The sequence below is a fragment of the Symbiopectobacterium sp. genome, assembly GCF_047692315.1.
Lineage (GTDB): Bacteria > Pseudomonadota > Gammaproteobacteria > Enterobacterales > Enterobacteriaceae > Symbiopectobacterium.
In genome coordinates, this window is sequence record NZ_JBLLJS010000030.1 from 1 (window position 1) to 23,886 (window position 23,886).

The 23,886-nt window shown below is 52.8% G+C and carries 18 protein-coding genes and 7 pseudogenes; 13 read left to right on the top strand and 12 right to left on the bottom strand.

The features are described 5' to 3' along the window. Positions 1-132: 132 nt before the first annotated feature. A pseudogene (locus tag ACMZI0_RS19205) lies at positions 133-519 on the top strand (DeoR/GlpR family DNA-binding transcription regulator); the annotation flags it as partial. 39 nt (positions 520-558) lie between these two features. On the opposite strand, the pseudogene ACMZI0_RS19210 reads toward ACMZI0_RS19205, so the two are convergent. Next, positions 559-1,065, bottom strand: a pseudogene (locus ACMZI0_RS19210) (CSS-motif domain-containing protein); the annotation flags it as partial. Here ACMZI0_RS19210 and ACMZI0_RS19215 point away from each other — a divergent pair. Both ACMZI0_RS19215 and ACMZI0_RS19220 read left to right on the top strand, forming a co-directional pair. Further along, positions 1,034-1,186, top strand: coding sequence for a hypothetical protein (locus tag ACMZI0_RS19215; RefSeq protein WP_415674275.1), 153 nt, complete (start codon positions 1,034-1,036; stop codon positions 1,184-1,186). The pseudogene ACMZI0_RS19210 and the gene ACMZI0_RS19215 overlap by 32 nt on opposite strands. A 369-nt stretch (positions 1,187-1,555) precedes the next feature. Next, positions 1,556-2,894 (top strand): annotated as a pseudogene (locus tag ACMZI0_RS19220) (D-serine ammonia-lyase). A gap of 64 nt (positions 2,895-2,958) precedes the next feature. Here ACMZI0_RS19220 and ACMZI0_RS19225 read toward each other — a convergent pair. The 3 genes and pseudogenes from ACMZI0_RS19225 to ACMZI0_RS19235 all read right to left on the bottom strand — a co-directional run. Further along, a pseudogene (locus tag ACMZI0_RS19225) lies at positions 2,959-3,352 on the bottom strand (metal ABC transporter solute-binding protein, Zn/Mn family); the annotation flags it as partial. 30 nt (positions 3,353-3,382) lie between these two features. After that, positions 3,383-4,234, bottom strand: a complete 852-nt coding sequence (locus ACMZI0_RS19230) for a metal ABC transporter permease (protein WP_415674159.1) — start codon at positions 4,232-4,234, stop codon at positions 3,383-3,385. Then, complete coding sequence (locus ACMZI0_RS19235) at positions 4,231-4,938, bottom strand: metal ABC transporter ATP-binding protein (protein WP_415674160.1); 708 nt, start codon at positions 4,936-4,938, stop codon at positions 4,231-4,233. The genes ACMZI0_RS19230 and ACMZI0_RS19235 overlap by 4 nt, the downstream gene beginning before the upstream one ends. A gap of 348 nt (positions 4,939-5,286) precedes the next feature. Between ACMZI0_RS19235 and ACMZI0_RS19240 the strand changes: the two genes are divergently transcribed. Next, positions 5,287-6,333 (top strand): LacI family DNA-binding transcriptional regulator, encoded by a 1,047-nt coding sequence (locus tag ACMZI0_RS19240; RefSeq protein WP_415674161.1) that lies wholly within the window; start codon positions 5,287-5,289, stop codon positions 6,331-6,333. A gap of 7 nt (positions 6,334-6,340) precedes the next feature. Here the strand turns inward: ACMZI0_RS19240 and ACMZI0_RS19245 are convergent. Next, a pseudogene (locus tag ACMZI0_RS19245) lies at positions 6,341-7,101 on the bottom strand (LysR family transcriptional regulator). A 280-nt stretch (positions 7,102-7,381) separates the two neighbouring features. On the opposite strand from ACMZI0_RS19245, the gene ACMZI0_RS19250 reads away from it, so the two are divergent. The 6 genes from ACMZI0_RS19250 to ACMZI0_RS19275 all read left to right on the top strand — a co-directional run bounded on the left by ACMZI0_RS19250 (position 7,382) and on the right by ACMZI0_RS19275 (position 10,413). Then, the gene (locus ACMZI0_RS19250) at positions 7,382-7,843 is read left to right on the top strand and encodes an SDR family oxidoreductase (RefSeq protein WP_415674263.1); all 462 of its coding nucleotides are present in this window, start codon (positions 7,382-7,384) and stop codon (positions 7,841-7,843) included. Continuing rightward, positions 7,803-7,898, top strand: coding sequence for a hypothetical protein (locus ACMZI0_RS19255; protein WP_415674264.1), 96 nt, complete (start codon positions 7,803-7,805; stop codon positions 7,896-7,898). Before ACMZI0_RS19250 ends, ACMZI0_RS19255 begins: the two co-directional genes overlap by 41 nt. Positions 7,899-8,107: 209 nt before the next feature. Continuing rightward, positions 8,108-8,431: a Rieske (2Fe-2S) protein gene (locus tag ACMZI0_RS19260; RefSeq protein WP_415674162.1), complete on the top strand. Its 324-nt coding sequence runs from the start codon at positions 8,108-8,110 to the stop codon at positions 8,429-8,431. After that, the gene (locus tag ACMZI0_RS19265) at positions 8,428-8,736 is read left to right on the top strand and encodes a recombinase-like helix-turn-helix domain-containing protein (RefSeq protein ID WP_415674163.1); all 309 of its coding nucleotides are present in this window, start codon (positions 8,428-8,430) and stop codon (positions 8,734-8,736) included. The genes ACMZI0_RS19260 and ACMZI0_RS19265 overlap by 4 nt, the downstream gene beginning before the upstream one ends. 18 nt (positions 8,737-8,754) lie before the next feature. Further along, entirely contained in the window at positions 8,755-9,777 is a 1,023-nt protein-coding gene (locus ACMZI0_RS19270) for a Rieske 2Fe-2S domain-containing protein (RefSeq protein WP_415674164.1), read from the top strand. Between the two features lie 111 nt (positions 9,778-9,888). Next, positions 9,889-10,413, top strand: coding sequence for a hypothetical protein (locus ACMZI0_RS19275; RefSeq protein ID WP_415674165.1), 525 nt, complete (start codon positions 9,889-9,891; stop codon positions 10,411-10,413). Positions 10,414-10,502: 89 nt separating this feature from the next. Here the strand turns inward: ACMZI0_RS19275 and ACMZI0_RS19280 are convergent, their stop codons facing one another. Continuing rightward, positions 10,503-11,045, bottom strand: a complete 543-nt coding sequence (locus tag ACMZI0_RS19280; protein ID WP_415674166.1) for a single-stranded DNA-binding protein — start codon at positions 11,043-11,045, stop codon at positions 10,503-10,505. Between the two features lie 305 nt (positions 11,046-11,350). On the opposite strand from ACMZI0_RS19280, the gene uvrA reads away from it, so the two are divergent. Further along, positions 11,351-14,182 (top strand): excinuclease ABC subunit UvrA, encoded by a 2,832-nt coding sequence (gene uvrA, locus ACMZI0_RS19285; RefSeq protein ID WP_415674167.1) that lies wholly within the window; start codon positions 11,351-11,353, stop codon positions 14,180-14,182. Positions 14,183-14,840: 658 nt separating this feature from the next. Further along, a pseudogene (locus ACMZI0_RS19290) lies at positions 14,841-16,492 on the top strand (methyl-accepting chemotaxis protein). Between the two features lie 54 nt (positions 16,493-16,546). Here ACMZI0_RS19290 and ACMZI0_RS19295 read toward each other — a convergent pair. From ACMZI0_RS19295 to ACMZI0_RS19315, 5 genes and pseudogenes are all read right to left on the bottom strand, one after another. Further along, positions 16,547-17,194, bottom strand: coding sequence for a GGDEF domain-containing protein (locus ACMZI0_RS19295; RefSeq protein ID WP_415674168.1), 648 nt, complete (start codon positions 17,192-17,194; stop codon positions 16,547-16,549). Beyond that, positions 17,139-17,918 (bottom strand): cache domain-containing protein, encoded by a 780-nt coding sequence (locus ACMZI0_RS19300; RefSeq protein WP_415674169.1) that lies wholly within the window; start codon positions 17,916-17,918, stop codon positions 17,139-17,141. Before ACMZI0_RS19300 ends, ACMZI0_RS19295 begins: the two co-directional genes overlap by 56 nt. Before the next feature lie 613 nt (positions 17,919-18,531). Further along, a pseudogene (locus tag ACMZI0_RS19305) lies at positions 18,532-19,562 on the bottom strand (amino acid aminotransferase). Positions 19,563-19,659: 97 nt separating this feature from the next. Next, complete coding sequence (locus ACMZI0_RS19310) at positions 19,660-20,274, bottom strand: YitT family protein (RefSeq protein ID WP_415674170.1); 615 nt, start codon at positions 20,272-20,274, stop codon at positions 19,660-19,662. A gap of 265 nt (positions 20,275-20,539) precedes the next feature. Beyond that, on the bottom strand, positions 20,540-21,004 hold the full coding sequence (locus tag ACMZI0_RS19315; protein ID WP_415674171.1) for an Lrp/AsnC family transcriptional regulator: 465 nt from the start codon (positions 21,002-21,004) through the stop codon (positions 20,540-20,542). 361 nt (positions 21,005-21,365) lie between these two features. Between ACMZI0_RS19315 and ACMZI0_RS19320 the strand changes: the two genes are divergently transcribed. Next, the gene (locus ACMZI0_RS19320) at positions 21,366-22,712 is read left to right on the top strand and encodes an amino acid permease (protein ID WP_415674172.1); all 1,347 of its coding nucleotides are present in this window, start codon (positions 21,366-21,368) and stop codon (positions 22,710-22,712) included. A gap of 89 nt (positions 22,713-22,801) precedes the next feature. Here ACMZI0_RS19320 and alr read toward each other — a convergent pair whose 3' ends face one another. After that, entirely contained in the window at positions 22,802-23,881 is a 1,080-nt protein-coding gene (alr, locus tag ACMZI0_RS19325; RefSeq protein ID WP_415674173.1) for an alanine racemase, read from the bottom strand. Positions 23,882-23,886 lie beyond the last annotated feature (5 nt).

The following is a 23,886-nucleotide window of genomic DNA, read 5'->3' on the forward strand; positions in this document are numbered from 1 at the left end:
CAAAAGCAGATAATGCTCACTATCCTGACCCGGCTGCCGCGTCTGGTGGGGGCCGCCTTTGACGCCACCGGCAACGGCGGGTATCTGGCCGAGGCCGCCCGGCTGCATTTCGGCCCGGACATGGTGGATTGCGTCATGCTCAACCGCTTTATTCCCTCGCAGCCGACTACCAATGAGAAGCTGCACCGTAATCTGGCAGAGAAGCAGGCTATCGCCCGCTACGCGGCTTCACTGGTGCAACCGGGGGATGCCGTGGTTCTGGATGCCGGTACCACAACGCTTGAGCTGGCGCGTAATCTGACTCACCTGCCGCTGCGCGCCATCACGGTAGATTTGCAGATTGCGCTGTTCTTGTCGGAATTCAAACAGATAGAAGTGACCATTATCGGTGGCCGCATTGATGACAGCAGCCAGTCTTGCATTGGCGAGCATGGTCGCCGCTTGCTGCGCAGTATCTACCCGGATATCGCCTTTATCAGTTGCAATTCCTGGAGCATGGAAAAGGGCATCACCACGCCATAAGTCTTCTTTACGGGGGAGTGTGAGGGAGCCGAAGGTTTGATAGGGATGGTCGAGGTTTTTATTGATTAAGGTGGCGCTGTAGCCCTGTGGAGGCTGTGAATAGCGGCGGAAAGCGGCTGAGGAGGTAATGGTCGCGACGCCTCCCTGACTGGCGATATCTGCGGTGATCCTGGGGTCGACCAGCCTTTCCATTGCCGTCCACAGCTGTGTACCGGTTGAGGTGGTCAAATCGGGCGGCGGCAGGGCGATGGGGGGGGTTAGCCTTCCCCATCCCGCAGAGCAGATCAGCCGATCGTTCTCGATGCGTCCCACATCGCGTAGATTAAGCGCGTAAAAGGACAGCAGGCGTAACTCACGCAGGTCGGTATCGGAACAGGGGATATTGCCCAGTAACAATATGCGTTGCACGGTGTCCCGACTCTCTTGCGCGACGGCGACCCCTTGCGCCAGCACTTCTTGTGCGTAGCTCACCAGACGCTTTTGTTCCGACTGCGCAATAAAGGATTGGCCAATGAACAGTGCCAATACCGCGCTGAGCAGCATGATGATTAATCTGAACCATAATCCGGCATTGTTGGAGGATAGCATCGTTATTATCCAATCAGTGGTGATGAACATAACTCGGCATGTGGATTCAGATATCGCATCCTTGCCAATCTGGTGAAGTTATCGGCCATGTCTACCGTGGCTTGAGAAAAGGCGTTTCGGTTTGCCGCATGACGCAATGTTTAACCTGTATTCGTTGAACCCGTTGCAGGATAAAAGCGGTGTGTATGTGCTACAAGCCACTGAATACCCAGTCTGTACTCTGCATGATGTCGGCGTTGCTGAGAATGATAATTATAAATGCCGATTATCAATGAGGGTAATTTTTTAATTAATATAACTTACTTGAAGTGTTAGGTTTTTTATACAGATATAAACATTGTCAGGGTCAACAGGTGTGTTTTTATGGGTAAATGACGTTGATGATCCCAAACGGGATTCGGCGTATTGTTGGCGTGGCATCGGGTGAAAGGGAGGCAGGGAGACAATGGTTGATATTCATATTGAAACGTTGGTTGAGCGCGATCCGCTCATGGCCGATCTGGTTGCGCTGCGTGACGTGACCTGGTTTAACCCGGACAGCACAACGCTTGCTGAGGGATTGCCCTATGTGGGGCTTACGCAGGCCGATGTTCAGGAGGCCGAAGCGCGTTTGCGCCGTTTTGCCCCCTATCTGCGCCAGGTATTCCCCGAGCTGGAGGCGAGTGAAGGCATTATCGAGTCTGATGTGGTGAACATTGCCGCGATGCAAACCGCGCTGGATTCCCGCTATGGCAAGGCATTGCCCGGAAAGTTGTTGCTGAAAAAAGACAGTCATCTGCCGATTTCCGGCTCGATCAAGGCGCGCGGCGGTATCTATGAAGTGCTGGTACACGCAGAGCAACTGGCGCTGAATGCGGGATTGATTGCACCAACGGATGACTATCGCCAACTGGCGAGTGAAGAGGCACGGCACTTCTTTAGCCAATACCGGATTGCCGTCGGTTCGACGGGCAATCCCGGTATGTCGATCGGGATTATGGGGGCGACCCTTGGTTTCAAGGTCTCGGTTCACATGTCGGCGGATGCGCGCCAATGGAAAAAAGACAGATTGCGCGCACACGGCGTTGACGTCGTGGAATATCAGCAGGACTACGGCGTTGCCGTCGCGCAAGGTCGCAAGGCTGCACAGGACGACCCCTACTGCTTCTTTCATTGATGACGAGAACTCTCGCTCACTGTTTCTTGGCTATGCGGTAGCGGGTGGTCGACTCAAAGCCCAGTTTGCCGAACGTGGCATCGTGGTGGATGCAGAGCATCCTCTGTTTGTCTACCTGCCCTGTGGTGTGGGCGGTGGGCTGGACGGTGTGGCGTTCGGTTTGAAACTGGCATTTGGCGATCACGTACACTGTATCTTCGCTGAGCCGACGCATTCACCCTGTATGCTGCTGAGGGGGGGGGGTTATACCGGCTTGCATGATGGCATTGCGGTACAGGATTTGGGGATCGACAACCTGACCGCTGCCGATGGACTGGCTGTGGGCCGCCCGTCAGGTTTTGTCGGGCGCGCGATGGCGCGGCTCATTGATGGTTACTACACCCTGAGCGACGATGAAATGTATCGTTTGCTGGCGATTCTGGCGCAAACCGAAGCGCTTCGTCTGGAACCTTCCGCGTTGGCCGGCATGGCGGGCCCGTGGCGCGTGGCTGGCGATGCTGACTATCAGGCTCGTCTTGCGCTGCCTGCTTCGGTGATGTAACAGGCGACACATCTGGTGTGGGCGACAGGTGGTGGGATGGTGCCAGAGGCAGAGATGCAGAAATATCTGGCGCAGGGAGCACAATAGCCCGCGCGCCAGAATGCTGTCTTTACTTCATGCTGGCGGCAAGGGTGTCCACATTGTGTTTAAAGGCGGCGCTGTTCCAGGCGTGTGGGTCGGTCTGAGTCTTCCCATCTTCTTCCATGGTCAGCGTGTGGATCCCCTGCGAAGCGGTCACTACTTTCCCTTGATACTTGATAGCCCGAGGCGGATACCAGACGCGTCAGCCAGCCTTCCAGACCCAGACCGTTAACAACAACGAGATCCGCTTTCGCCAGCGTTTTGCTGTCTTGCGGCGAGGGTTCGAATTCATGCGGATCGCCGTTGGGCTTGACCAAATCGGTGACGATGATGCGATCGCCGCCAATATGGCTGACCATATCGCCTAAAACGGAAAAGCTTGCCACGACTTGCAAGGGCTTCGCCAGCGCGAACGTGCTGAATAACAGGCTGGAAAGCGCCAGTGCGATAACAGGATGTTTCATGATTTCCTCATTGATGACAGGTGGATGATGTTAGCGGCGCGCGCGAAGCATGCCGCCCTCTGAGCCGAATGCGACGGAGAATGCGAAAAACAGCGTTGCTGTCAGGATGATGGCAGGCTCGGCGGGCAGTGAGGCAGAGTAGGACCAGAGCAGGCCGATAAGGCTGGATACGATGCCCACCAGCACCGCGACGGCCAGCATGACCGGCAGGCGCTGTGTCCAGAAGCGGGCGCAGGTGGCGGGCAACATCATCATGCCTACCGTCATCAGCGTGCCTAACAGTTGAAAGCCCGCCACCAGATTGAGCACCACCAACGCGAGAAATAATGCGTGGATCAGCGTGCGCCCTCGGGGTGAACTGAGCTGCATAAAGGTGGCATCAAACGATTCGATCACCAGCGCGCGATATAGCCACGCCAGCAGCAGTATTGAGGCAGAGCAGATCAGGCCGATGTCGATCAATGCACTGCGATCCACCGCCAAAATAGATCCAAACAGTACGTGCAGCAGATCGACACTAGAACCGCGCAGTGACACTAACGTCACGCCGAGCGCCAGCGATCCAAGATAAAGTCCGGCAAAGCTGGCATCCTCTTTTAGCGCCGTGTTGCGGCTGACAAAACCGGAAAGCAGCGCCACGACCAGCCCGGCGATAAATCCCCCGGTGCCCATTGCCAATAGCGACATGCCGGAGAGCAGATACCCGATGGCGACGCCAGGCAACACCGCGTGCGACAGCGCATCACCGATCAGGCTCATGCGGCGTAGCAGCAGAAAACACCCTAGCGGGGTTGCGCTGAGTGTGAGCGCGATACAACCCACCAGCGCGCGGCGCATAAATCCGAACTCCAGCAGCGGTGAAAGGAGACTTATCGTCATCATACTACCGCCCTGACGCGCGCTTGATCGCTGCGCGAAGCGGGGACTGTCGAGGTGAATATGTCATGAGTCGCTCCCCAACGATGACCCGCAGTACTGAGCTGTAACACCAACGGAAAATGGTGTTCGACGATGGCGCGATCGTGCAGCACGGCCAGAACGGTACACCCTTGCTGATGACGATGGTGGATCAAGGTCAGCAGCGCCTGTGTGGTTTCTTCATCCACGCCGGTAAACGGCTCATCCAGTAACAGCACCGGTGTGTCTGCCAGCAACAAGCGGGCAAACAGGACACGCTGTAGCTGGCCGCCAGACAAATGGCTGATGGGACGGGCAGCGAACCCTGCCATCGCGACGGCCTCTAGCGCAGCCTGAGCGTTGCGTCGCCAGACGCTATTCAGATCGCCGAACAGCCCGCGTTGTGGCAGGCTTCCCATCAAAACCAAATCCAGCACGCTTAGCGGAAACTGGCGATCGAACTCCGACAGCTGTGGCAAATAGCCAATGCGCGGCAGTGCGCTACGATCGCGAGTCAGCGATCCTGCCAGCGGTGGAATAAGCCCCGCGAGGGTTTTTAACAACGTTGATTTGCCGCTGCCATTTTCGCCGACGATAGCCGTCAGTGAACCGGCGCTGAAGCAGCCGCTCAGTGTGCCAAGTGGAGAAGAGGAGGCATAGCCGAACGTGAGGTTGTGCAATGTGATCATGGCAGCGCTACCGCCCAGGCAATTAACGCCCATAACAACGACAATAATGCCAGCGCGATGCTGATACGCATCCGGGCAGAAAGGGAATAGAGACTCACACGCGAGTACCATACAAAGAAAATGATACTGTTATGTTATATTATAACAACATTGGTGCTAGCAGAAAGGCGTAAGAAAATGTGACATTGTGGCTTGAGCCTCAAGGTCTGTGCGCAAATATCCTTGCGGTTGTTGTTACGTTCACCATCAGCAGTGTAGAGATAAACGGTACCAGAGCGGCTGATGGGGCGGTGATTTCTTGCCGGGACCGCTTATCGTCGGCCTCGCAAACACAGGGATAAAATAACAATGGCGACATTAAAGGATATCGCGGAGTGCGCAGGCGTTTCTATCAGTACCGTTTCTCGTGTATTAAATGGCACAGCGCCTATCAGTGCCAAAGTAAAGCAACAGATCCTGGCGATCGCTGCTGAGCAGGGCTATCCGCTGTACAAGTTGGCGAAACCGGTGCCAGAAGCCACGGAGCCCTTGCGTCATGTCCTGCTGGTCGCACCGCGCAACCTGATGCTGGAGAGCGACTACAATCTGGTTTCACTGTCATTGATCAATGCGCTAAAAGCGTTGTGTGTGCAGCGTAATATCCGACTGCGTCCGTTTCCTGCGGAGAATGACGCCATTACGGAAGATCAACTGATCGCGGCACTACAAGGTGGACGCCAGAGTGGAATTCTGATTGTCAATGACGATCGCGCCCCGTTGTTGCAGGCGGTGGTGAAAAGCGGAATGTCTGCTGTTCTGATTAACGGTGAAGATCCTTCGATGTGTTTAAACAGTGTCATGCCGGCTAACTATCCCGCTGCGGCCTGTGCTGTGCGCCACCTGATAGAACACGGGCACCGCCGTATTCTGCATTTGACCTGGTCGTCTTGTATTACAATCAAACAGCGAGAACGCGGCTACCGTGATGCATTGCTGCGGGCGGGTATTGCTGTCGATGAATCATTGATTCTTTCTTTGCCTGATTTTCACCCCCTCACGGCGCGCGATGCCATGCTGCGCTGGCTCTCTGCACATCCTGATCGCCTCGGTGTTACCGCGATTTTTTGCGCTGCGGACAATCAGGCGGTGGGCGTGGTGGATGCGTTGGCGCAGCGTGGCATCCGTGTTCCTGATGATATTTCGCTGGTGGGAATGGATAATATTTTGCCGCTGGATATGCTGCCGGTATCGCTCACCACGATGCATTTGCCGCTTGATGCGGTTGCCAGAGCTGCGCTGCAATTACTAACACAGCAGCTCGTTCCTGCGCAGTCGCTTGGGGTGACGCAGCATGTTGAATTGGCCGGGCGTTTGGTGGCGCGAGAGTCGGTAAAACCGCTCAACACACTTGCCTGATGCCACCTTAGAACCGTGTTGCGGTGGCGGCGACCAGTGCATCTATTGCTAGGCGTAAACGCGGCAACATCACGCGTGTTGCCCGCCATAAGGCATGAATGGCCAAATGCCCGGCAATAATCTCGTCCAGTACGCTCACCAGCAAGCCGCTTTCGAGTTCCTCTTTGACCAACCAGTAGGGGATTGTACCCAGGCCGTATCCGGCTTTTATCGCGTTAACCGTCAGCAGCGCGCCATCGAGTAGCAGACGGGTATCTGGCGTGATAACACGATGCGTTGCGTTCCTAACCTTTTGGCGATTATGCCTGCGGTATCTGGCAATTCTCCAACGCGCACGGCCAGATCGACCGACCCATCGAACAGATCGGCCATGTCGATAGACGTCGAGATACTGATACTCAACTGTGGCCACTGCTGGCACAGCGCTAACAGAGTGGGAGTGGCGACGCTTGCGCCGAGCAGTGGCGGTACACTCACCGCTAACCGGCCTGCCGGTTCTGCATTGAGGCTGGCGAGCAGCGTCTCGACGCGCTCGACATCGTTCCTGGCTGCTCGGCAGGCATCCCGATAGGTCACTCCTTCTGCCGTTATTACCTGCTGTCGGGTGGTGCGAGTGAATAACCGGGTTCTCAGACGGTTCTCGAGTCGCTGAATGGATTTGGTGACCGCAGAAGGTGTGAGCCCAAGCAGCGCTGCCGCTGCGGTGAAGTTACCGCTGTCACATACTGTCAGGAACACACCAATATCGTCACCCGGATAATGTCGCATGTTAATCAATTAGTGAATTTCAGGAATAGATTAATGTAGTTTATTTCATTTTACCGGAATACAATTCGCCAATATGCTCTGATTTATGAAAAATACACAGACTTACGCCATTCTTGGTGGAACTTCAGGCATTGGGTTTGCTCTTGCTCAGCAACTAGGTCGCGCGCGGCGATCGCGTGGTGATCGGGGGGCGTTCGCCGGAAAAGCGGGCTAACGCGCTTGTGTTGTTGGGGGAGCGTGCGTCCGGATACGCTGTTGACAGAGTACCGATCTCGCTTCTCTGGCTGCCTTCTTCTCGTACACCTCATCGCTTGCCGGACTCTTTACGCCTGCGGCTTCCTATACCACCGGCGCTTTTCAGGAAGGGAGCATTGAGACCAGCGAAGCTCTGTTTCAGGCCAAATGCTGGGGGCAGTATTGGGCAGTCTATGCCGCTTTGCCCTCTCTGTTGCCGAATGCCGCCGTGGTATTGATGTCGGGCGCGGCTTCCGCTCGTCCCCTTGGCGCGCCCGCTTATGCGGCGTGCAATGCCGCGCTGGAGGGGCTGGCTCGCGGGCTGGCCGTTGAGTTGGCGCTGCGCAGGGTAAACTGCTTGTCACCCGGGACGACTGACAGCGCACTGTGGCAGCGACGCCCGGCGCAGGTGCGCGAAGCGGCTTACCAGCAGTGGTGCACTCAACGTGCTGCAACGCCCTGCGACCGTGGAAGAACAGGCCCACGCGGCGCTGTTTCTGCTCGATAACTCGCATATGACGGGCAACACGCTCTATTGCGACGGGGGTTATACGTTGCGCTAGGATTGGGCAACGTCAGTTGGCTGGCGTTGCCATTCTCAATACCTTCTTTGTATTCCCTCATCAGGAATATCTGACTGCGCTTGAATCGCGCGCTTTAACAAATTCCACTCTTGATAAGCTCCCTGCCTTGACGATTTAAGCATCAATTTTATAGTTGTTCGATGTGAAGAACCTTTGTTTCTTTAATAAAACTTATGCCGGAGAGTGCTATGTGCTGGGTCCGTGTTTGCGAAGCAGACCAGATACAGGAAAACAGGCCGTTTAGCGCTAGCGTGGAAGACCACGCTGTCGGTATCTATCTGCTCGAAGGCGATTACTACGCCCTTGAGGATATTTGCCCGCACGCCTACGCCTTGTTGAGTCAGGGATTTATTGAAGACGGTAGCGTTGAGTGCCCCCTACACGGCGCGGTGTTCGATATTAAAAGCGGGCAATGCCTCGGCGGGCCGGGTGAACGTGACCTGCACTGTTACCGGGTACGGCGATTTGAAAACCAAATTCAAATTCTATTAACGGAGGAAACCGTAGCATGAAGGCCGATCAGGAATTCAACCCGGCGCTGGTACAGCAGCAGCCTGCCATCCCTTCCATTGGCGGTGGCAACGGGTGCATCCATTCTCCCGGCGATTATCGCAATCTTATCTGGCAGAGCCGAAACTGCGTGCTAGATCCTTGGACGTTGACCTTTATTGCAGAGCTGGAAACCCTGTTTGATCAAGGCATTGAAACTCTGCCCGCGCTGGTAGAGAGATTGAACGCCGCCGCGATGTACGATCAGCAGGGACAACCCTGGCTGGAAGCGAACCTGCGGACTTTTTTGCAAGAACACGGTGAGTAGGTGAGTAAAGGAGGTGCAATGGATTCAGCTGTGCAGAAGTACCTCGATCGAGGATTACAGGGTTTATGGTATCCCGTTTTGGCCAGTTGGGAGGTGCAGTCTACCCCTGTCGGCATCACGCGTTTGGGGGAGCAGATTGTTGTATGGCGCGACAGCAATGGGCAGGTCCAGGCGTTGGAAGACCGTTGTCCGCACCGGGGCGCTCGTCTGTCATTGGGATGGAATCTTGGCGATCGCATCGCCTGTTGGTATCACGGTGTCGAGGTCGCAGGCGATGGGGTAGTCAAAGATGTGCCCGCCGTTGAACGCTGTCCGTTAATTGGGCAACGTATGGTGTTGAGCTATCCGGTTAAAGAAGCTTATGGCGCCATTTTTCTCTGGTTTGGTATTACCGCCAATCAGGAACCGGAAGCGCTCGTGTTTCCTGAAGAACTGACTGACAGCGAAACCTATAGCCATTTTCTCTGTACTGCCGCCTGGCGATGTAACTACCAGTATGCGCTGGAAAATGTGATGGACCCGATGCACGGCACTTATCTGCACTCCACTTCTCACTCTATGGCGCAGGGCGAGCGTAAAGCGGAGATGGTGCTCGATCCGACATCAAGTGGTTTTATTTTCAGAAAAGAAAACCAACGTGGCGTTAATTTTGATTGGGTGGAGTTAGGTGTCAGCGGTGTTTACTGGATGCGACTCTCGATCCCCTATCAAAAACGTTTCGGGCCCGGCGGTCCTTTCTGGATTGTCAGCATGGTAGTGCCGGAGGATAACGATAACTGCCGCGTTTTTTTCTGGCGTATTCGTCGTGTTACCGGTTGGCAGCGCGATTTGTGGCGTTTTATGTATCGAAATCGTTTGGAAAAATTGCATTGGGCGGTGCTGGAACAGGATCGTCTCTTGCTGGAGAATCTTGCCCCGGACGCCCGCACTTATGAATATCTCTACCAGCATGATGTCGGGCTTTCCCGCTTGCGCCGCATGATGCAGAAAACCGCGCAAACACAGCTTGCAGAGCGGGAAACTCAGCACGCATTGCGTTAATCGGTGAAGACGCCGGGCCTTACTCAGATTGCAAGCTATAAATGGAAGATTACTCTTTGATCACCTTTTAACATTAGCGCTGGATTTAACAATTGAAAGGTATTAGCGATAATGTTGAGTATTTCGGCAGCAAACAGTTATCAAATCAGTGCGGCGAATAGAGAGACGACAACCAGTGCTAAAACTGTCCGAATGAAGGACATTCTGGCGTTGAGAAAAGCATTGAAACACGTTGAAAATCAGACGGCGATGTTTAATCGTAATCTGTACAATTCCACGTTCTGGCAGCGTCCTGATGCACGCAGTCTTAAACAGGTGTTAACCGATCTGGGCGCGGTAAAAGCGCGCGCGAACCAGCTGGCAGGTCAAATAAAGACATCTTCCTACCGGCATCACGCATCAAAAATGGCTAACTTGGAAAAGATCAATGCAAAAATTGATACGCTGAGTAAAAGCGCCAATGCCAAATTTAATAGCTCACAGAAACATATGCAATTTATGCGAGCACGAGAAGAGCAATACAGGGAAGACCAAGAGAAGAGTGCAAAAGCGCGCTCTGAGCGTCGGCAATATGTCAATGAAATGATTAACTCAGGAAGAGGCGATGAGCTGTATAACGGCGGTATGGTGAAATAGCGGATGGTTAGCGAAGTTGTACCATTATGCATGTTTCAAACATAACGTCCTGCTAAAGCAGGACGTTATGTTTTTACTGAACCAACAACTTAGAATGGAATATCGTCGTCAAAGTCCATCGGTGGTTCATTGCCGCCAGACATCGGGGCATTGTTCTGCTGGCGTGGCGCTTGCTGTGCGCCACCGCTGAAGGCCTGACCGCCCTGCGGTTGCTGCGGCTGTCCCCAGCCACCCTGCGGTGCGTTGTTGCCTGCATTGCCGCCTGCCGGTGCGCCACCGCCTTGACGGCCACCCAACATCTGCATGGAGCCGGAGATGTCTACCACCACTTCCGTGGCGTAGCGATCCTGCCCGCTTTGATCCTGCCATTTACGCGTGCGTAATTGGCCTTCGACATATACCTGTGAGCCTTTACGCAGGTATTCCCCTGCCACTTCAGCCAGCTTTCCGTACAGCGTGACACGGTGCCATTCTGTGCGCTCTTTTTGCTCGCCAGTCTGCTTGTTGCGCCAGGTATCTGACGTGGCCAGAGTCAGGTTAGCAACGGCACCGCCGTTCGGCAGATAACGGACTTCCGGGTCTTGCCCCAGATTTCCAACAAGAATCACTTTATTAACGCCTCTGCTGGCCATGCTTGTATCTCCTGATGAGTAAATACTTAAAGTCTAAGCCAGAAATCATAACATGCTAGCACTGTGCTGAGTACCCGCGATGTCGCATCCACACTTTTTTGTTGATTACATAGTTGCATCGCAGTACTGGATATTTATTCAGTTTTTTGTTAGCGTATTTCTTCTGCTTGTCCCCCCTATTGGACCGCCAGACGCGGTGCTAAAAAACGCAGTGGGTGTTTTTTTGTGTCATAATTGCACGTTTCGTACCGGTTATCTCCTCCTGCGGGATGATGAAAATAGCGTTAACTCCGGGATGTATGTGAATGGATAAGATCGAAGTTCGTGGTGCCCGTACTCATAACCTCAAAAATATCAACCTGATAATTCCGCGCGATGAACTGATTGTGGTCACCGGGCTGTCGGGGTCCGGTAAGTCGTCGCTGGCGTTTGATACCCTGTATGCGGAAGGGCAGCGGCGCTACGTTGAATCGTTGTCTGCCTATGCGCGCCAGTTTCTCTCTTTGATGGAAAAACCGGACGTTGACCATATCGAAGGGCTTTCACCGGCGATTTCCATTGAGCAAAAATCCACTTCTCATAACCCGCGCTCTACCGTAGGCACGATTACCGAAATTCATGACTATCTGCGCCTGCTTTTTGCCCGAGTGGGTGAGCCGCGCTGTCCGGATCACGACGTGCCGCTGGCGGCCCAGACGGTCAGTCAGATGGTGGATAACGTGCTGGCGCAGCCGGAAGGTACACGCCTGATGCTGCTTGCTCCCATCGTCAAAGATCGCAAAGGGGAACACACCAAGACGCTGGAAAACCTGGCGACACAAGGTTATATCCGCGCCCGTATCGACGGCGAGGTGTGCGATCTTTCCGATCCACCCAAGCTGGAGTTACAGAAGAAGCACACCATTGAAGTGGTGGTCGATCGTTTCAAAGTGCGTGAGGATTTGGCGCAGCGCCTGGCGGAATCGTTTGAAACCGCACTCGAGCTCTCCGGCGGTAGCGCCATCGTGGCGGATATGGATGACAGCAAGCAGCCTGAACTGCTGTTCTCCGCCAACTTCGCCTGCCCACAGTGTGGCTATAGCATGCACGAGTTGGAGCCGCGCATGTTCTCCTTCAACAACCCGGCAGGTGCTTGCCCGAGCTGTGATGGGTTGGGCGTACAGCAGTTCTTCGATCCGGCTCGCGTCGTGCAGAACGGCGAGCTGTCGCTGGCGGGTGGAGCGATTCGCGGCTGGGATCAGCGTAACTTTTACTATTTTCAGATGCTGCGTTCGTTGGTGGATCATTACCGCTTTGATGTAGAAGCGCCTTACGACAGCCTGAGTGAAAAAATCCGCCACATTATTCTCTACGGTTCCGGTAAAGAGACCATCGAGTTCAAATACATCAACGATCGTGGTGACACCTCCGTGCGACGCCACCCTTTCGAAGGGGTGTTGAATAACATGGAGCGGCGTTACAAGGAAACGGAATCGAGCGCGGTGCGTGAAGAGCTGGCCAAGTTCATCAGCAACCGTCCTTGCGCCAGTTGCAATGGTACGCGTTTACGTAAAGAAGCGCGCCGTGTGTTTGTCGAACAGACTACGCTGCCGCAGATCTCAGACATGAGCATCGGCCATGCGATGACGTTCTTCCAAAACATGAAGTTGAGCGGACAGCGCGCGCAGATTGCCGAAAAAGTGTTGAAGGAGATAGGCGATCGTTTGAAGTTTCTGGTGAACGTGGGATTGAACTACCTGTCGCTGTCGCGTTCTGCCGAAACGCTTTCTGGCGGTGAGGCGCAACGCATCCGTCTGGCGAGCCAAATTGGCGCTGGGCTGGTCGGGGTGATGTATGTACTGGATGAACCCTCTATCGGTCTGCACCAGCGTGATAACGAACGCCTGCTGGAGACGCTGATCCACCTGCGTAATCTGGGTAACACCGTGATCGTGGTGGAGCACAATGAAGACGCCATCCGTGCTGCGGACCATGTGATTGATATCGGGCCGGGCGCGGGGGTACACGGTGGGCAGGTGGTAGCGGAAGGCTCGGTTGAGCAGATTATGGCGGTGCCAGAATCGCTGACTGGCCAGTATCTCAGTGGCGAACGGAAAATCTCAGTACCGCCTCAGCGTGTATCCGCCGACCCCACCAAAGTATTGAGACTGGTGGGTGCCAAAGGCAACAACCTGAAAGACGTGACACTGACGCTGCCTGTCGGGTTGTTCACCTGTATTACCGGTGTCTCCGGTTCCGGTAAATCGACGCTGATTAACGACACGCTGTTCCCGCTGGCACAGCGCCAGCTTAACGGGGCGACGCTGGTAGAACCGGCACCGTATCGCGAGATTCACGGTCTTGAGCATTTTGATAAGGTGATCGATATCGATCAAAGTCCGATCGGGCGTACACCGCGATCCAATCCGGCGACTTACACCGGCGTGTTTACATCGATCCGTGAACTGTTTGCTGGCGTGCCGGAGGCCAGAAGCCGAGGATACAACCCAGGGCGTTTCAGTTTTAACGTGCGCGGCGGACGCTGTGAGGCCTGTCAGGGTGATGGCGTTATCAAAGTGGAAATGCACTTTCTGCCGGATATCTACGTGCCGTGCGATCAGTGCAAAGGCAAACGCTACAACCGTGAAACGCTGGAAATCACATATAAAGGTAAAAGCATTCACAAAGTGCTGGAAATGACTATTGAAGAAGCGCGTGATTTCTTTGATGTCATTCCCGCATTGGCGCGTAAACTGCAAACGTTGATCGACGTTGGGCTTTCCTATATTCGTCTTGGGCAGTCGGCCACGACGCTCTCTGGCGGGGAGGCGCAACGCGTGAAGCTCTCTCGCGAGCTGTCCAAACGTGGAACGGGCCAGACCCTCTACATTCTCGATGAGCCGACCACCGGGCTGCACTTTGCTGATATTCAGCAACTGTTGGATGTTTTGCACCAGTTGCGCGATCAGGGCAATACCATTGTGGTGATTGAGCATAACCTGGATGTGATTAAAACCGCAGACTGGATTGTGGATCTTGGCCCGGAAGGGGGCAGCGGCGGCGGTCAGATTCTGGTGTTCGGCACCCCTGAAACGGTAGCGAATTGCGAACAATCACACACTGCGCGTTTCCTTAAGCCAATATTGGCACGCGGTTAGTGCTTTTCACGACGCCTGGGTTAAGCCGGGCGTCGTGATTATAATTGTGTGTTCGTATGCCTGTTATTTCGATAAGCACGTCTTTGTTGCAGCACTATTATTTAATGTTATTTTCTCGGCCATGAAATTCCCCTCTGGCGTTTATCCTAATAGAAATATTTTCTATTTTCCCTGCATGCAGGGTGTTACTCACCCCGTGAAAAAATATATGCAGAGAGATTTTTTACTTATTGCATGATTCTATCGATCTACCTATATTGATAGTTTTTGTTTTTTTTTGTTATTTTTTAAGTGATTAAAACGATCAATGTGGTAAAGATTATAGGGTTGCTGCCGATAAACCTAGAGACATCAGGGGGGGCTGGGGCAAAACGAAGCAGATAACAAAGATCAGCAACGTACCATGACGGCGATTGCTTGTTAACGTCGAGCAGAATACTTAGCGTCTAATTTTATTTTTCGATGATAGCACTGAATCATGGGTGAGGGAATGCTATTTCCCTTACATCGGCAAAACAGCCATTTATATTGCTTAGTGTTAATGCGAGACAGGCGATTCTGTGTGCTTCGCCAGCAACAGGTCATTACTCATTCTGATGGTATTTAACAATGGAAGAATAACCTGACTGTGGTATGCAATAGGGGAAAGGAGTGAAGAATGAATATCGCTAACTGGCGCATCGGCTATCGCTTGGGCAGTGGGTTTGCTTTTCTGGTGCTGATGTTGTTTGTGGTTAATGCGTTCTCAATCACGAAATTATCGCTATTTCACGAAGATGCGAAGCTGATTGTGACACGGGTTTATCCGGATACGGTGACAACCACCGGTGGTGAATAGCACGCTTGTCGCTTATCAGCGTCTGCTGCTGGTTACCGATTCTGCTCAGGTGAAAAGCATGCTGGATATGCTAAGTGACTTGCGCAAACGCGGTGTCCAACTGTTGGATAAATTGGTTGCCAGTAACAGCCCTGAGGCATCTCAACAAATTATTCGGGATATCCAACAAATTCGCCCACAGTTTCTGGCATCAGGCGATAAAATTATCTCTTCACTGAATGCGGGCGATCGTGACGCTGGTGTGCGGGAATTCATCACCACCATGAATGAGGTGCAACGTAACTACCGCGAGCAAGTGCGCAAATTGGTTGCTTTTCAAAATGGCACGATGAACAAAACCCTCGACACCATGACGACCACCTACAATCAAACTCGTCTACTGCTGGTGTTGATCTGCCTGGTGGCAGCCGTGGCGGGTGTGGTGATAGCCTGGCTGATTACACGTAGCGTGACGCGTCCGATTCATCAAGCGCTGGCATTGGCCGATCGTGTCGCACAGGGCGATCTTACTTTTCAGGTGCAGGCCGCCCATCAGGATGAAACCGGGCTGTTGCTCAAGGCTCTGGACAATATGAACAGCATCTTACGTCATATTGTCGGTCAGGTGCGCGATGGTGCTGAGGCCATTTCCACTGCCGCTTCGCAGATTGCCGCAGGTAATCAGGATCTTTCTGCACGCACGGAAGAGCAGGCCAGTTCGCTTGAGCAAACCGCTTCTTTCATGGAAGAACTGACCTCGACCATTAAGAACACCGCAGATAACACGCGTCAGGCAACATCGGTTTCTCATCAGGCATCGGATGCAGCTAAAAATAGCAGTGAAGTGATGCTCTCAGTGACGCAAAAAATGCGCGGCATTCAATCGTCATCGCAGCGTATGGCTGAGATTATCGGCGTTATCGACAGCATTGCGTTTCAAACCAATATTCTGGTGTTGAATGCGGCCGTAGAAGCAGCGCGTGCCGGTGAGCAGGGGCGCGGTTTTGCCGTGGTCGCGAGCGAGGTGCGTTCTCTGGCGCAGCGCAACGGCCTCCAAGGAGATCAAAGAGTTGATCGATGATTCCGTCAGCAAAATTCAGGACGGGATGAATCTGGTGGACAACGCTGATGAAGCCCTGGGCCGTTTGACCAACCATGTGCAGGAAGTTAACGCGATTATTGCGGAGATTTCACAAGCAAGCCAAGAGCAGAGCGATGGTGTCAGCCAGATCAACATCGCGGTTGGGCAGATAGATACCACGACGCAGCAAAATGCTGCTCTGGTAGAAGAGTCTGCGGCAGCAGCAATGTCGCTGCAATCACAGGCTTCTGTATTAACCCATACGGTGAGCGTATTTAAACTCAATGTCGGGAATACGGTTTCAGCCCAATCGGCGCCACGAGAAGCAACGGTTACTCGGCCTGCCAAGCCGGCATTGGCGTTGGCTGCGGGTACGGCAGCACAAAATAATCAGGACTGGACCTCATTTTGACTTCTATTCTGAGCGCTGCATGGCAGCGCTCAGTTTTTCCTGCACTCGCCAATATCAATCCTTCTGCTGCTCATGCAGCATCAGCGCCAAATCTTCTGGAATATTCTGCACAATCACCTTATTACGCCCCGCTTTTTTGGCGCGATAGAGTGCATTGTCCGCGGTTTTCAGCGCAGCATCGATAGGCACTTCTTTTGGCAGGAAGAAAGTGGCACCAATTGAAATGGTGATGTGCTGGCAGATGGGGAAACTCATTTCCGCGACGTTTTTGCGCAAACGCTCAGCGATGACAACAGCCAGATGAATATCAATGCCGGGCAACAGCATTAAAAACTCCTCACCTCCCGTTCGGCACATCAGATCCGTTTTGCGTGAGTTGGTTTTCAGATGGCGTCCCAACATTTTGATCACTTCATCACCCACATCGTGCCCATAGGTGTCATTCACGTTTTTAAAGTGATCGATATCGATAACAATCACGGAAACGACGCTGTTATTGAGCAGCGACATCTCAATATTGTCATGTAACCCACGTCGGTTAAGCAGGCCGGTGAGCGGGTCAGTGTGAGTCTGTGAACTGAGTTTACCAATACGTTTATGCAGCAGAATGGTACCCCACAGAATAACGCGTTTGAGGTGCTCAACCTCAAAATACCAGGAGGATACCGCGCGAATCTTGCTGATCACGTCGGGGTCGTCCATTCGACTGGCTGCCAACCCCAACATCCAACATCCGCAATGGGTTAGCAATATAGATGGTGAGCAGGGTAATCATAAAGAACGTGATCAGCACCACGGGGGCGCTTTTCTTGGTCACATCGATCATCACATTATTCAATGCCTGGGTGACGATCTGCTCCGATTGTAAAGTGAGAATAACCCAATCCGCCCCTTTAACTTTTGCAAAGCCAGCTAAAAATGTTGCCCCTTGCGAATAGGTCAACCGAAAATTGCCTTTATTTCCTAACAGGGCCATTTGTTGTAAGGAACTATCATCAATTTTCTGGCCAATTCTGTTTTTATCATGATGATAAATAATCGTACCGTCTTTATTAAGGACAAAGGTATCGTAATTATCATCATCGAATTGGGAATTCATAAATTCATTTGTCGCATTGCGGTTATTAAGGTAAATAGAACCGCCGACATACCCTAACTGTTCACCCTCAGCATTGTAGATTGGCACGGAAATAAAAACAATCAGATTACCGATCAGGGAAACATAAGGCTGGCTGATAAAAAAGGCGTTAGCGTTAACGGCGGCCCCATGAGACGGGGAGGTCAGCCGCGCATCAATAACGCCAGGTTGTAATGGAGAAAAGGCACGAACATAGCCCTGTTTATCAATGACGGAGACGGAATTGAAGCGATGACCGATCTGCCGGATCCGTTCCACCTCTTTTTGCAGCGTATCTGCATTTTGCATGCTATTAGCGAGCTGCTGAGCGCTAAAACTGAGTTGTGACTGAGAAGAGGAAAAAAAGTCTCGACAGTATTTGCCAGTTTTAATGAATAGTTCAGATTTATTTTAAAAAACTGATCGGTCAATAACTTTTTTTGCGTGTCATAGAAGGCGAAATAGCTATTTACAAAAATAATCGACATACCGGAGAGTGCGATGAAAAGAATGAGTCGTCGTAAATTGACTTGAAGAATGAAATGCTTCTGAAATGATTTCATTTATTATCTTTCATGCTTATTATTGTTGTCGCAAAACAGCGAGCGATCGGCTGTTCAACATCATGATATAAGTTAATGATTAAGAAAGTGAATGTGAAAAATACCCTTTCTCTTTCACGGTAGGGGGGAGCCAGGCTCCCATTCACCTCAGACTCAGCCGAGGACTTCGCCCTATCCATCGAAATCTTTTGGGTAATAAATTGTGAGATATCACATAAGTAGTAGTTCAGAGTGGGCAGAGTGTCAATGTTACCCTATATAAAAGTTTCTTATGAATCTCAACGTAATGGCGAGGAGGTCAGAGGAGTTGGTGGCAGAGGAAAAAAGGCTTAACTTCAGCGTTAAGCCTTTGAGAAAAATTATTGAACCGCGGCGAACGCCTTGGCAACGCGCACGACGTTGCTGAGTTAAGGCCCGCAACGCACATTCTGCCGCTGGCAATGAGGTAAACACCAAATTCTTCGCGCAGACGGTCAACCTGTGCCGGGCTGAAACCGGTGTAACTGAACATGCCGCGCTGTGTCAGCAGGTAGTTAAAATTGCGCGTTGGCAGTTCTGCTTTCAGTTGCCCCAGTACGCGCTGGGCGCTATCGGCATCTTCACATACCACGGACAGCCCACCGACGCGTTCACTGTAGAGCGAAAAAATCTTAGAGAAAGAGTTGGCAATCAAGGCGGGAACGCCCGCGCTGGCGACTGCGCGCAGCGCGTAAGCATCGGCATCAATGCCGCCGCCAAAGCCTTGATAGGCGATATCCATAAACGGAATCAGTTCGTGTTTGATCACCGTTTCAATAATGCGATCCCATTGTGCGTTGGTCAGATCGGAACCTGTCGGGTTATGGCAGCACGGGTGCAGCAAGACAATGCTGCGTGCCGGCAGGCTTTCCAGCGTGGCGAGCATAGCCTCAAAATTCGCGCCGAGCGTCTGCGCATCAAAATAGGGATAGGTGTGTACCTTAAATCCGGTACCGGCAAAAATGGCAATGTGGTTTTCCCAGGCCGGATCGCTGACCCACACCTCGGATTCAGGGAAATAGTGTTTGAGAAAATCGGCACCCACTTTCAGTGCGCCAGAACCGCCCAGCGTCTGGATAGTTGCGATGCGGTTAGTGGTCAGCGCCGGATGTTCTTTACCAAACAGTAGCGTCTGGATAGCGGAACGATACGGCTGGAAACCTTCCATGGGCAGATAGGAAGTGGCTGCTCTAGGCTGTGCTTCAAGCACATCAACCGCACCGCTCACGGCGCGTAATTGCGGGATGATGTTCTGTTCGTTGTAATAGAGCCCGATACTGAGATTGATCTTATCCGTGCGCGGATCCTGCTTATATTTTTCCATCAGAGACAGGATGGGATCTCCGGCATAGGTATCGACATGTTGAAACACGGTTTTTTCTCTTGAAATAATCGTCTGCCCGCCTTACGCGTGGCGGGGTATCGGGGGTAAATCATTATTATAGCTCGTGCGCTAACGCCGAAGAGGGTTAGACCGTATAACGCCCCGGGCGGTGATTCATCGCAATGATTAAGTTAAGAATCACGGCGCCCAATACGGAAACCACCAGCATAGGTATGCTTACCACAAACAGGGAAGCCAGCACAATCACCACATCAAGCGCCATTTGAAACTTACCGGCGCGAATGCCGTAATGATCCTGAAGATAGAGCGCTAAAATATTGACGCCGCCCAGGCTCGCCTTATGGCGAAACAGCACGATAAAGCCCAGACCGATGATGATATTGCCAAACAGCGTAGCATAGAAAGGCTGAAGTTTATCGAAGTGCACAAACAGCGGGTGCACGTCTGACAGCAGGGAAACCAGACCGACGGCGCAGAAGGTCTTGATGGTGAAATGCCAGCCCATACGGCGAACGGCCAGGTAATAAAACGGCAGGTTAATCAAAAAGAAAATGGTGCCGAAAGAGATACGCGTTATGTAGTGCAGCAGGAAAGCCATGCCCACCGTGCCGCCGGTGAGCGCGCCGGATTGACGTGATAAGATGATCCCGAACGACACCATCAATGAGCCAATCAACAGGGCCAGAACATCTTCCAGCAGCGTATGTTTTAGATTTTCGGTTGTAACAACGTTATCCATGGTGTGCTCAATGGCATAAAAAAAATCAAATGTGGGGATAGCAAAGCAAGAAATGCACCAAAAATGGCGTTGACGCAGGTCGTTCTGGCGCACTCGCACCGGAAATAAGTTTAAGTTATTGAAATGTTTAAGTTACATACTGCATGAAAATTGCATTATTTCTTTATTAATTGCATGGTTTGCGCGTGAATAACGGCTTTTATGCGTGAATTCATTATCTTCATGCACCAAAAAGAAGCGTTTTGCCCCAGTGTGGTGCAAGCATTCAGTTTGGCAACATCAGCCCGTTCTCTTTCAGACGATTCAGCACAACGGATGTTTTAAGGTGAGAAACGCTTTTGTTCTGTGACAAAATACGGCTGATAAGATCGCTCAGCCCCTGCAAATCGGCCACCGCAACTTTCAGTAAATAGTCGGCATCGCCGGTGGTTTTGTAGGCATCAATAATCGCATCCACCTCTCCCTGCATCTGGTGAAAGCGTTCTACATAGTCCGCAGTATGGTTGATAAGCCTTACTTCGATCAAACCAAGGCACTCTAACCCGATGGCATTAGGGGCCAGACGGGCGTGGTAGCCCAGAATCTGCTGAGCCTGCTCAAGCGCAATGCGGCGGCGCGAGCATTGCGATGCGGATAACCCGATAAGCTCGCTTAACTCCTGATTGGTTAAACGGCCATTGGTTTGCAGTAAGGTCAACATTTTCAAATCATAATCGTCTATCTGGTACATGGTGCTTTATCCGCATGATGTATCGGGAGATAAAACAGACTAACAGCTTTTTACCCGGCCGTGCCGGTTCTTTTCCACCTCCCGGCCAATTGGCGGGTTGCACTACAAACGGGCATGCACCGTGTTGGCGCAATGTCATGCGTGTTATGACGTAATTGAGGGCATTTCGTGCATCACTGTGCCTGTTTATGCATCAATCTGTTTTTTACCACAATGCAATATCACTCGCCGTGATAATAAAAATAATGAATATATTCATGATATTAATTTCGGTTGTGGCATGCGTTCGGCGCGCTACCGCAGAGGATGGCCTGAATGTTGCTATGAGATTCCCAACACTACATCTTGTTCGGGGAATGTCATGGAAACACCGCAGACGACGGATCAGCTAAAAAGAGGGTTAAAGAACCGCCATATCCAGTTGATCGCATTAGGGGGAGCGGTCGGAACCGGGCTGTTTCTGGGGATTGCACAAACCATCAAAATGGCCGGGCCTTCGGTGCTGTTGGGCTATGCGATTGCCGGGGTTATCGCGTTCTTCATTATGCGTCAACTGGGGGAAATGGTGGTGGAAGAGCCCGTCGCAGGCTCCTTTAGCCATTTCGCCAATAAATATTGGGGCAGTTTTGCGGGCTTTATGTCCGGCTGGAACTACTGGGTGCTCTATGTACTGGTCAGCATGGCGGAGCTGTCAGCGGTCGGTATCTATATTCAATACTGGTTTCTTGATGTGCCGACCTGGGTTTCTGCCGCCGTTTTCTTCCTGCTGATTAATGCCATCAATCTCACCAACGTAAAGGTTTATGGTGAAATGGAGTTCTGGTTTGCCATCATCAAGGTGGCAGCGATCATCGGCATGATTGCGTTCGGGGGCTATCTGCTGGTAAGCGGCCGCGGCGGGCCAGAGGCGAGTGTCGCTAACCTGTGGCAGTACGGTGGGTTCTTTCCCAACGGCTTTGGCGGCATGGTGATGGCGATGGCGGTCATCATGTTCTCGTTTGGCGGTCTTGAGCTGGTGGGGATCACTGCTGCCGAGGCCGATCAGCCGGAGAAAAGTATTCCGCGTGCCACCAACCAGGTAATCTATCGCATTCTGCTGTTTTATGTGGGCGCATTGGCGGTGCTGCTGTCACTGTATCCCTGGCAGAAAGTGGTGGAAGGCGGCAGCCCGTTCGTGCTGATTTTCCATGCGCTGGATAGCAACGTGGTGGCAACGGTACTCAATCTGGTGGTGCTTTCTGCGGCGCTTTCGGTATACAACAGCTGTGTTTATTGCAACAGCCGTATGCTGTTTGGCCTGGCTAAGCAGGGCAACGCACCGCGCGCCCTGTTAAACATCAATAAGCGCGGCATCCCCTTGGCCGCACTGGGGGTATCGGCACTGGCGACCGGGCTGTGCGTGGTGTTGAACTACCTGATGCCGGGCAAAGCGTTTGAGCTGCTGATGGCGCTGGTGGTTTCTGCGCTGGTGATCAACTGGGCGATGATTTGCATTACGCACCTCAAGTTCCGCCATGCGATGCAAGCGGCGGCAAAGGAGACACGTTTTAAAAGCTGGAGCTATCCGGTGACCAACGTGATTTGCTTGCTGTTTCTGGCGGGAATACTGGTGATCATGGCGATGACGCCCGGCATCCAGATCTCGGTATGGTTGATTCCGGTGTGGCTGGTGGCGATGGCCCTTGCCTTATCGAGTGAAGAACCGTAACCGCACGCCGGCAGATATTGCGGTCAGTGACGTGTAATAGACGAAAAAAGGCGTACCCTGCGGTACGCCTTTACTATTGTGCTTGAGCGTTAATCGTCGAGATATTCCAGCGCCAGGCGCTGCGTCACGCGGGTAATGAGTTCATAAGCGCTGATGCCCGTATGTGCGGCGATCCGCTCCACGGGCAGCGCGTCGCCCCACAAAACCACTTCATCGCCGACCTGCTCCAGCGCGCCCGGTCCCAGATCGACCGTCAACATATCCATCGATACGCGTCCCACCAGCGGCACTTCGCGGCCATTGACCAACACCGGTGTACCAAACGGCGCAGTGCGCGGATAGCCGTCGCCGTAACCTATTGCGACCACGCCGAGCAGGGTGTCACGCTCGCTGGTCCAGATGCAGCCGTACCCCTCGGCTTCACCAGCTTTGTGCTCGCGCACTGCGATCAGGTGTGAGGTGAGCGTCATGGCGGGTTGTAGCCCAAAGTGCGTGGCCGTTTCCGTTGCCAGCGGTGAAACGCCATAAAGAATAATCCCCGGTCGCACCTGATTGCGGTGCGCCTGTGGCCACAGCAGAATTCCGCCGGAGGCGGCGATGGATTGCGCGCCGGGTTTCCCTTCGACAAAGGCATCAAAGCAGGCGATTTGCTTCAGGGTGGTATTGAACTCAGGCTCATCGGCGCGGCAAAAATGGCTCATGATATTCACCGGTTGCACCACATTGCGGCATTGCGTCAGCCGTTGATAAAACGCTTCCGCTTTATCAGGGCGCACTCCCAGGCGGTGTATGCCGGTATCGAGTTTCATCCACACGGTCAGGGGATGAGGCAAATCGGCTTGCTCCAATGCCGCCAACTGTTCAATGCTGTGCACTGCGGTTTCCAATTGATGCTGCGCCAGTATGGGAAGATCGTCGGCAGAGAAAAACCCTTCCAGCAGCAGGATGGGTTTGGTGATGCCCGCCTTGCGCAGCGCCAGCGCTTCCGAGAGTCGGGCGACGCCGAAGCAGTCGGCATCTTGCAGGGTATTGGCGCATTCTACTGCGCCGTGGCCGTATGCATTGGCCTTGATGACGGCGACCAGCCGACTATTCGGTGCTAACTGACGCACGCGCTGCATATTGTGACGCAATGCGCGGCGACTGATGACGGCGGTTGCCGTTTTCATTTCTA

Coding starts and splice junctions, on each gene's coding strand:
- ACMZI0_RS19215 (WP_415674275.1), top strand. CDS start 1,034: ATGAACAGTGCCAATACCGCGCTGAGCAGCATGATGATTAATCTGAAC.
- ACMZI0_RS19230 (WP_415674159.1), bottom strand. CDS start 4,234: ATGATGACGATAAGTCTCCTTTCACCGCTGCTGGAGTTCGGATTTATG.
- ACMZI0_RS19235 (WP_415674160.1), bottom strand. CDS start 4,938: ATGATCACATTGCACAACCTCACGTTCGGCTATGCCTCCTCTTCTCCA.
- ACMZI0_RS19240 (WP_415674161.1), top strand. CDS start 5,287: ATGGCGACATTAAAGGATATCGCGGAGTGCGCAGGCGTTTCTATCAGT.
- ACMZI0_RS19260 (WP_415674162.1), top strand. CDS start 8,108: ATGTGCTGGGTCCGTGTTTGCGAAGCAGACCAGATACAGGAAAACAGG.
- ACMZI0_RS19265 (WP_415674163.1), top strand. CDS start 8,428: ATGAAGGCCGATCAGGAATTCAACCCGGCGCTGGTACAGCAGCAGCCT.
- ACMZI0_RS19270 (WP_415674164.1), top strand. CDS start 8,755: ATGGATTCAGCTGTGCAGAAGTACCTCGATCGAGGATTACAGGGTTTA.
- ACMZI0_RS19275 (WP_415674165.1), top strand. CDS start 9,889: ATGTTGAGTATTTCGGCAGCAAACAGTTATCAAATCAGTGCGGCGAAT.
- ACMZI0_RS19280 (WP_415674166.1), bottom strand. CDS start 11,045: ATGGCCAGCAGAGGCGTTAATAAAGTGATTCTTGTTGGAAATCTGGGG.
- uvrA (WP_415674167.1), top strand. CDS start 11,351: ATGGATAAGATCGAAGTTCGTGGTGCCCGTACTCATAACCTCAAAAAT.
- ACMZI0_RS19295 (WP_415674168.1), bottom strand. CDS start 17,194: ATGGACGACCCCGACGTGATCAGCAAGATTCGCGCGGTATCCTCCTGG.
- ACMZI0_RS19300 (WP_415674169.1), bottom strand. CDS start 17,918: ATGCAAAATGCAGATACGCTGCAAAAAGAGGTGGAACGGATCCGGCAG.
- ACMZI0_RS19310 (WP_415674170.1), bottom strand. CDS start 20,274: ATGGATAACGTTGTTACAACCGAAAATCTAAAACATACGCTGCTGGAA.
- ACMZI0_RS19315 (WP_415674171.1), bottom strand. CDS start 21,004: ATGTACCAGATAGACGATTATGATTTGAAAATGTTGACCTTACTGCAA.
- ACMZI0_RS19320 (WP_415674172.1), top strand. CDS start 21,366: ATGGAAACACCGCAGACGACGGATCAGCTAAAAAGAGGGTTAAAGAAC.
- alr (WP_415674173.1), bottom strand. CDS start 23,881: ATGAAAACGGCAACCGCCGTCATCAGTCGCCGCGCATTGCGTCACAAT.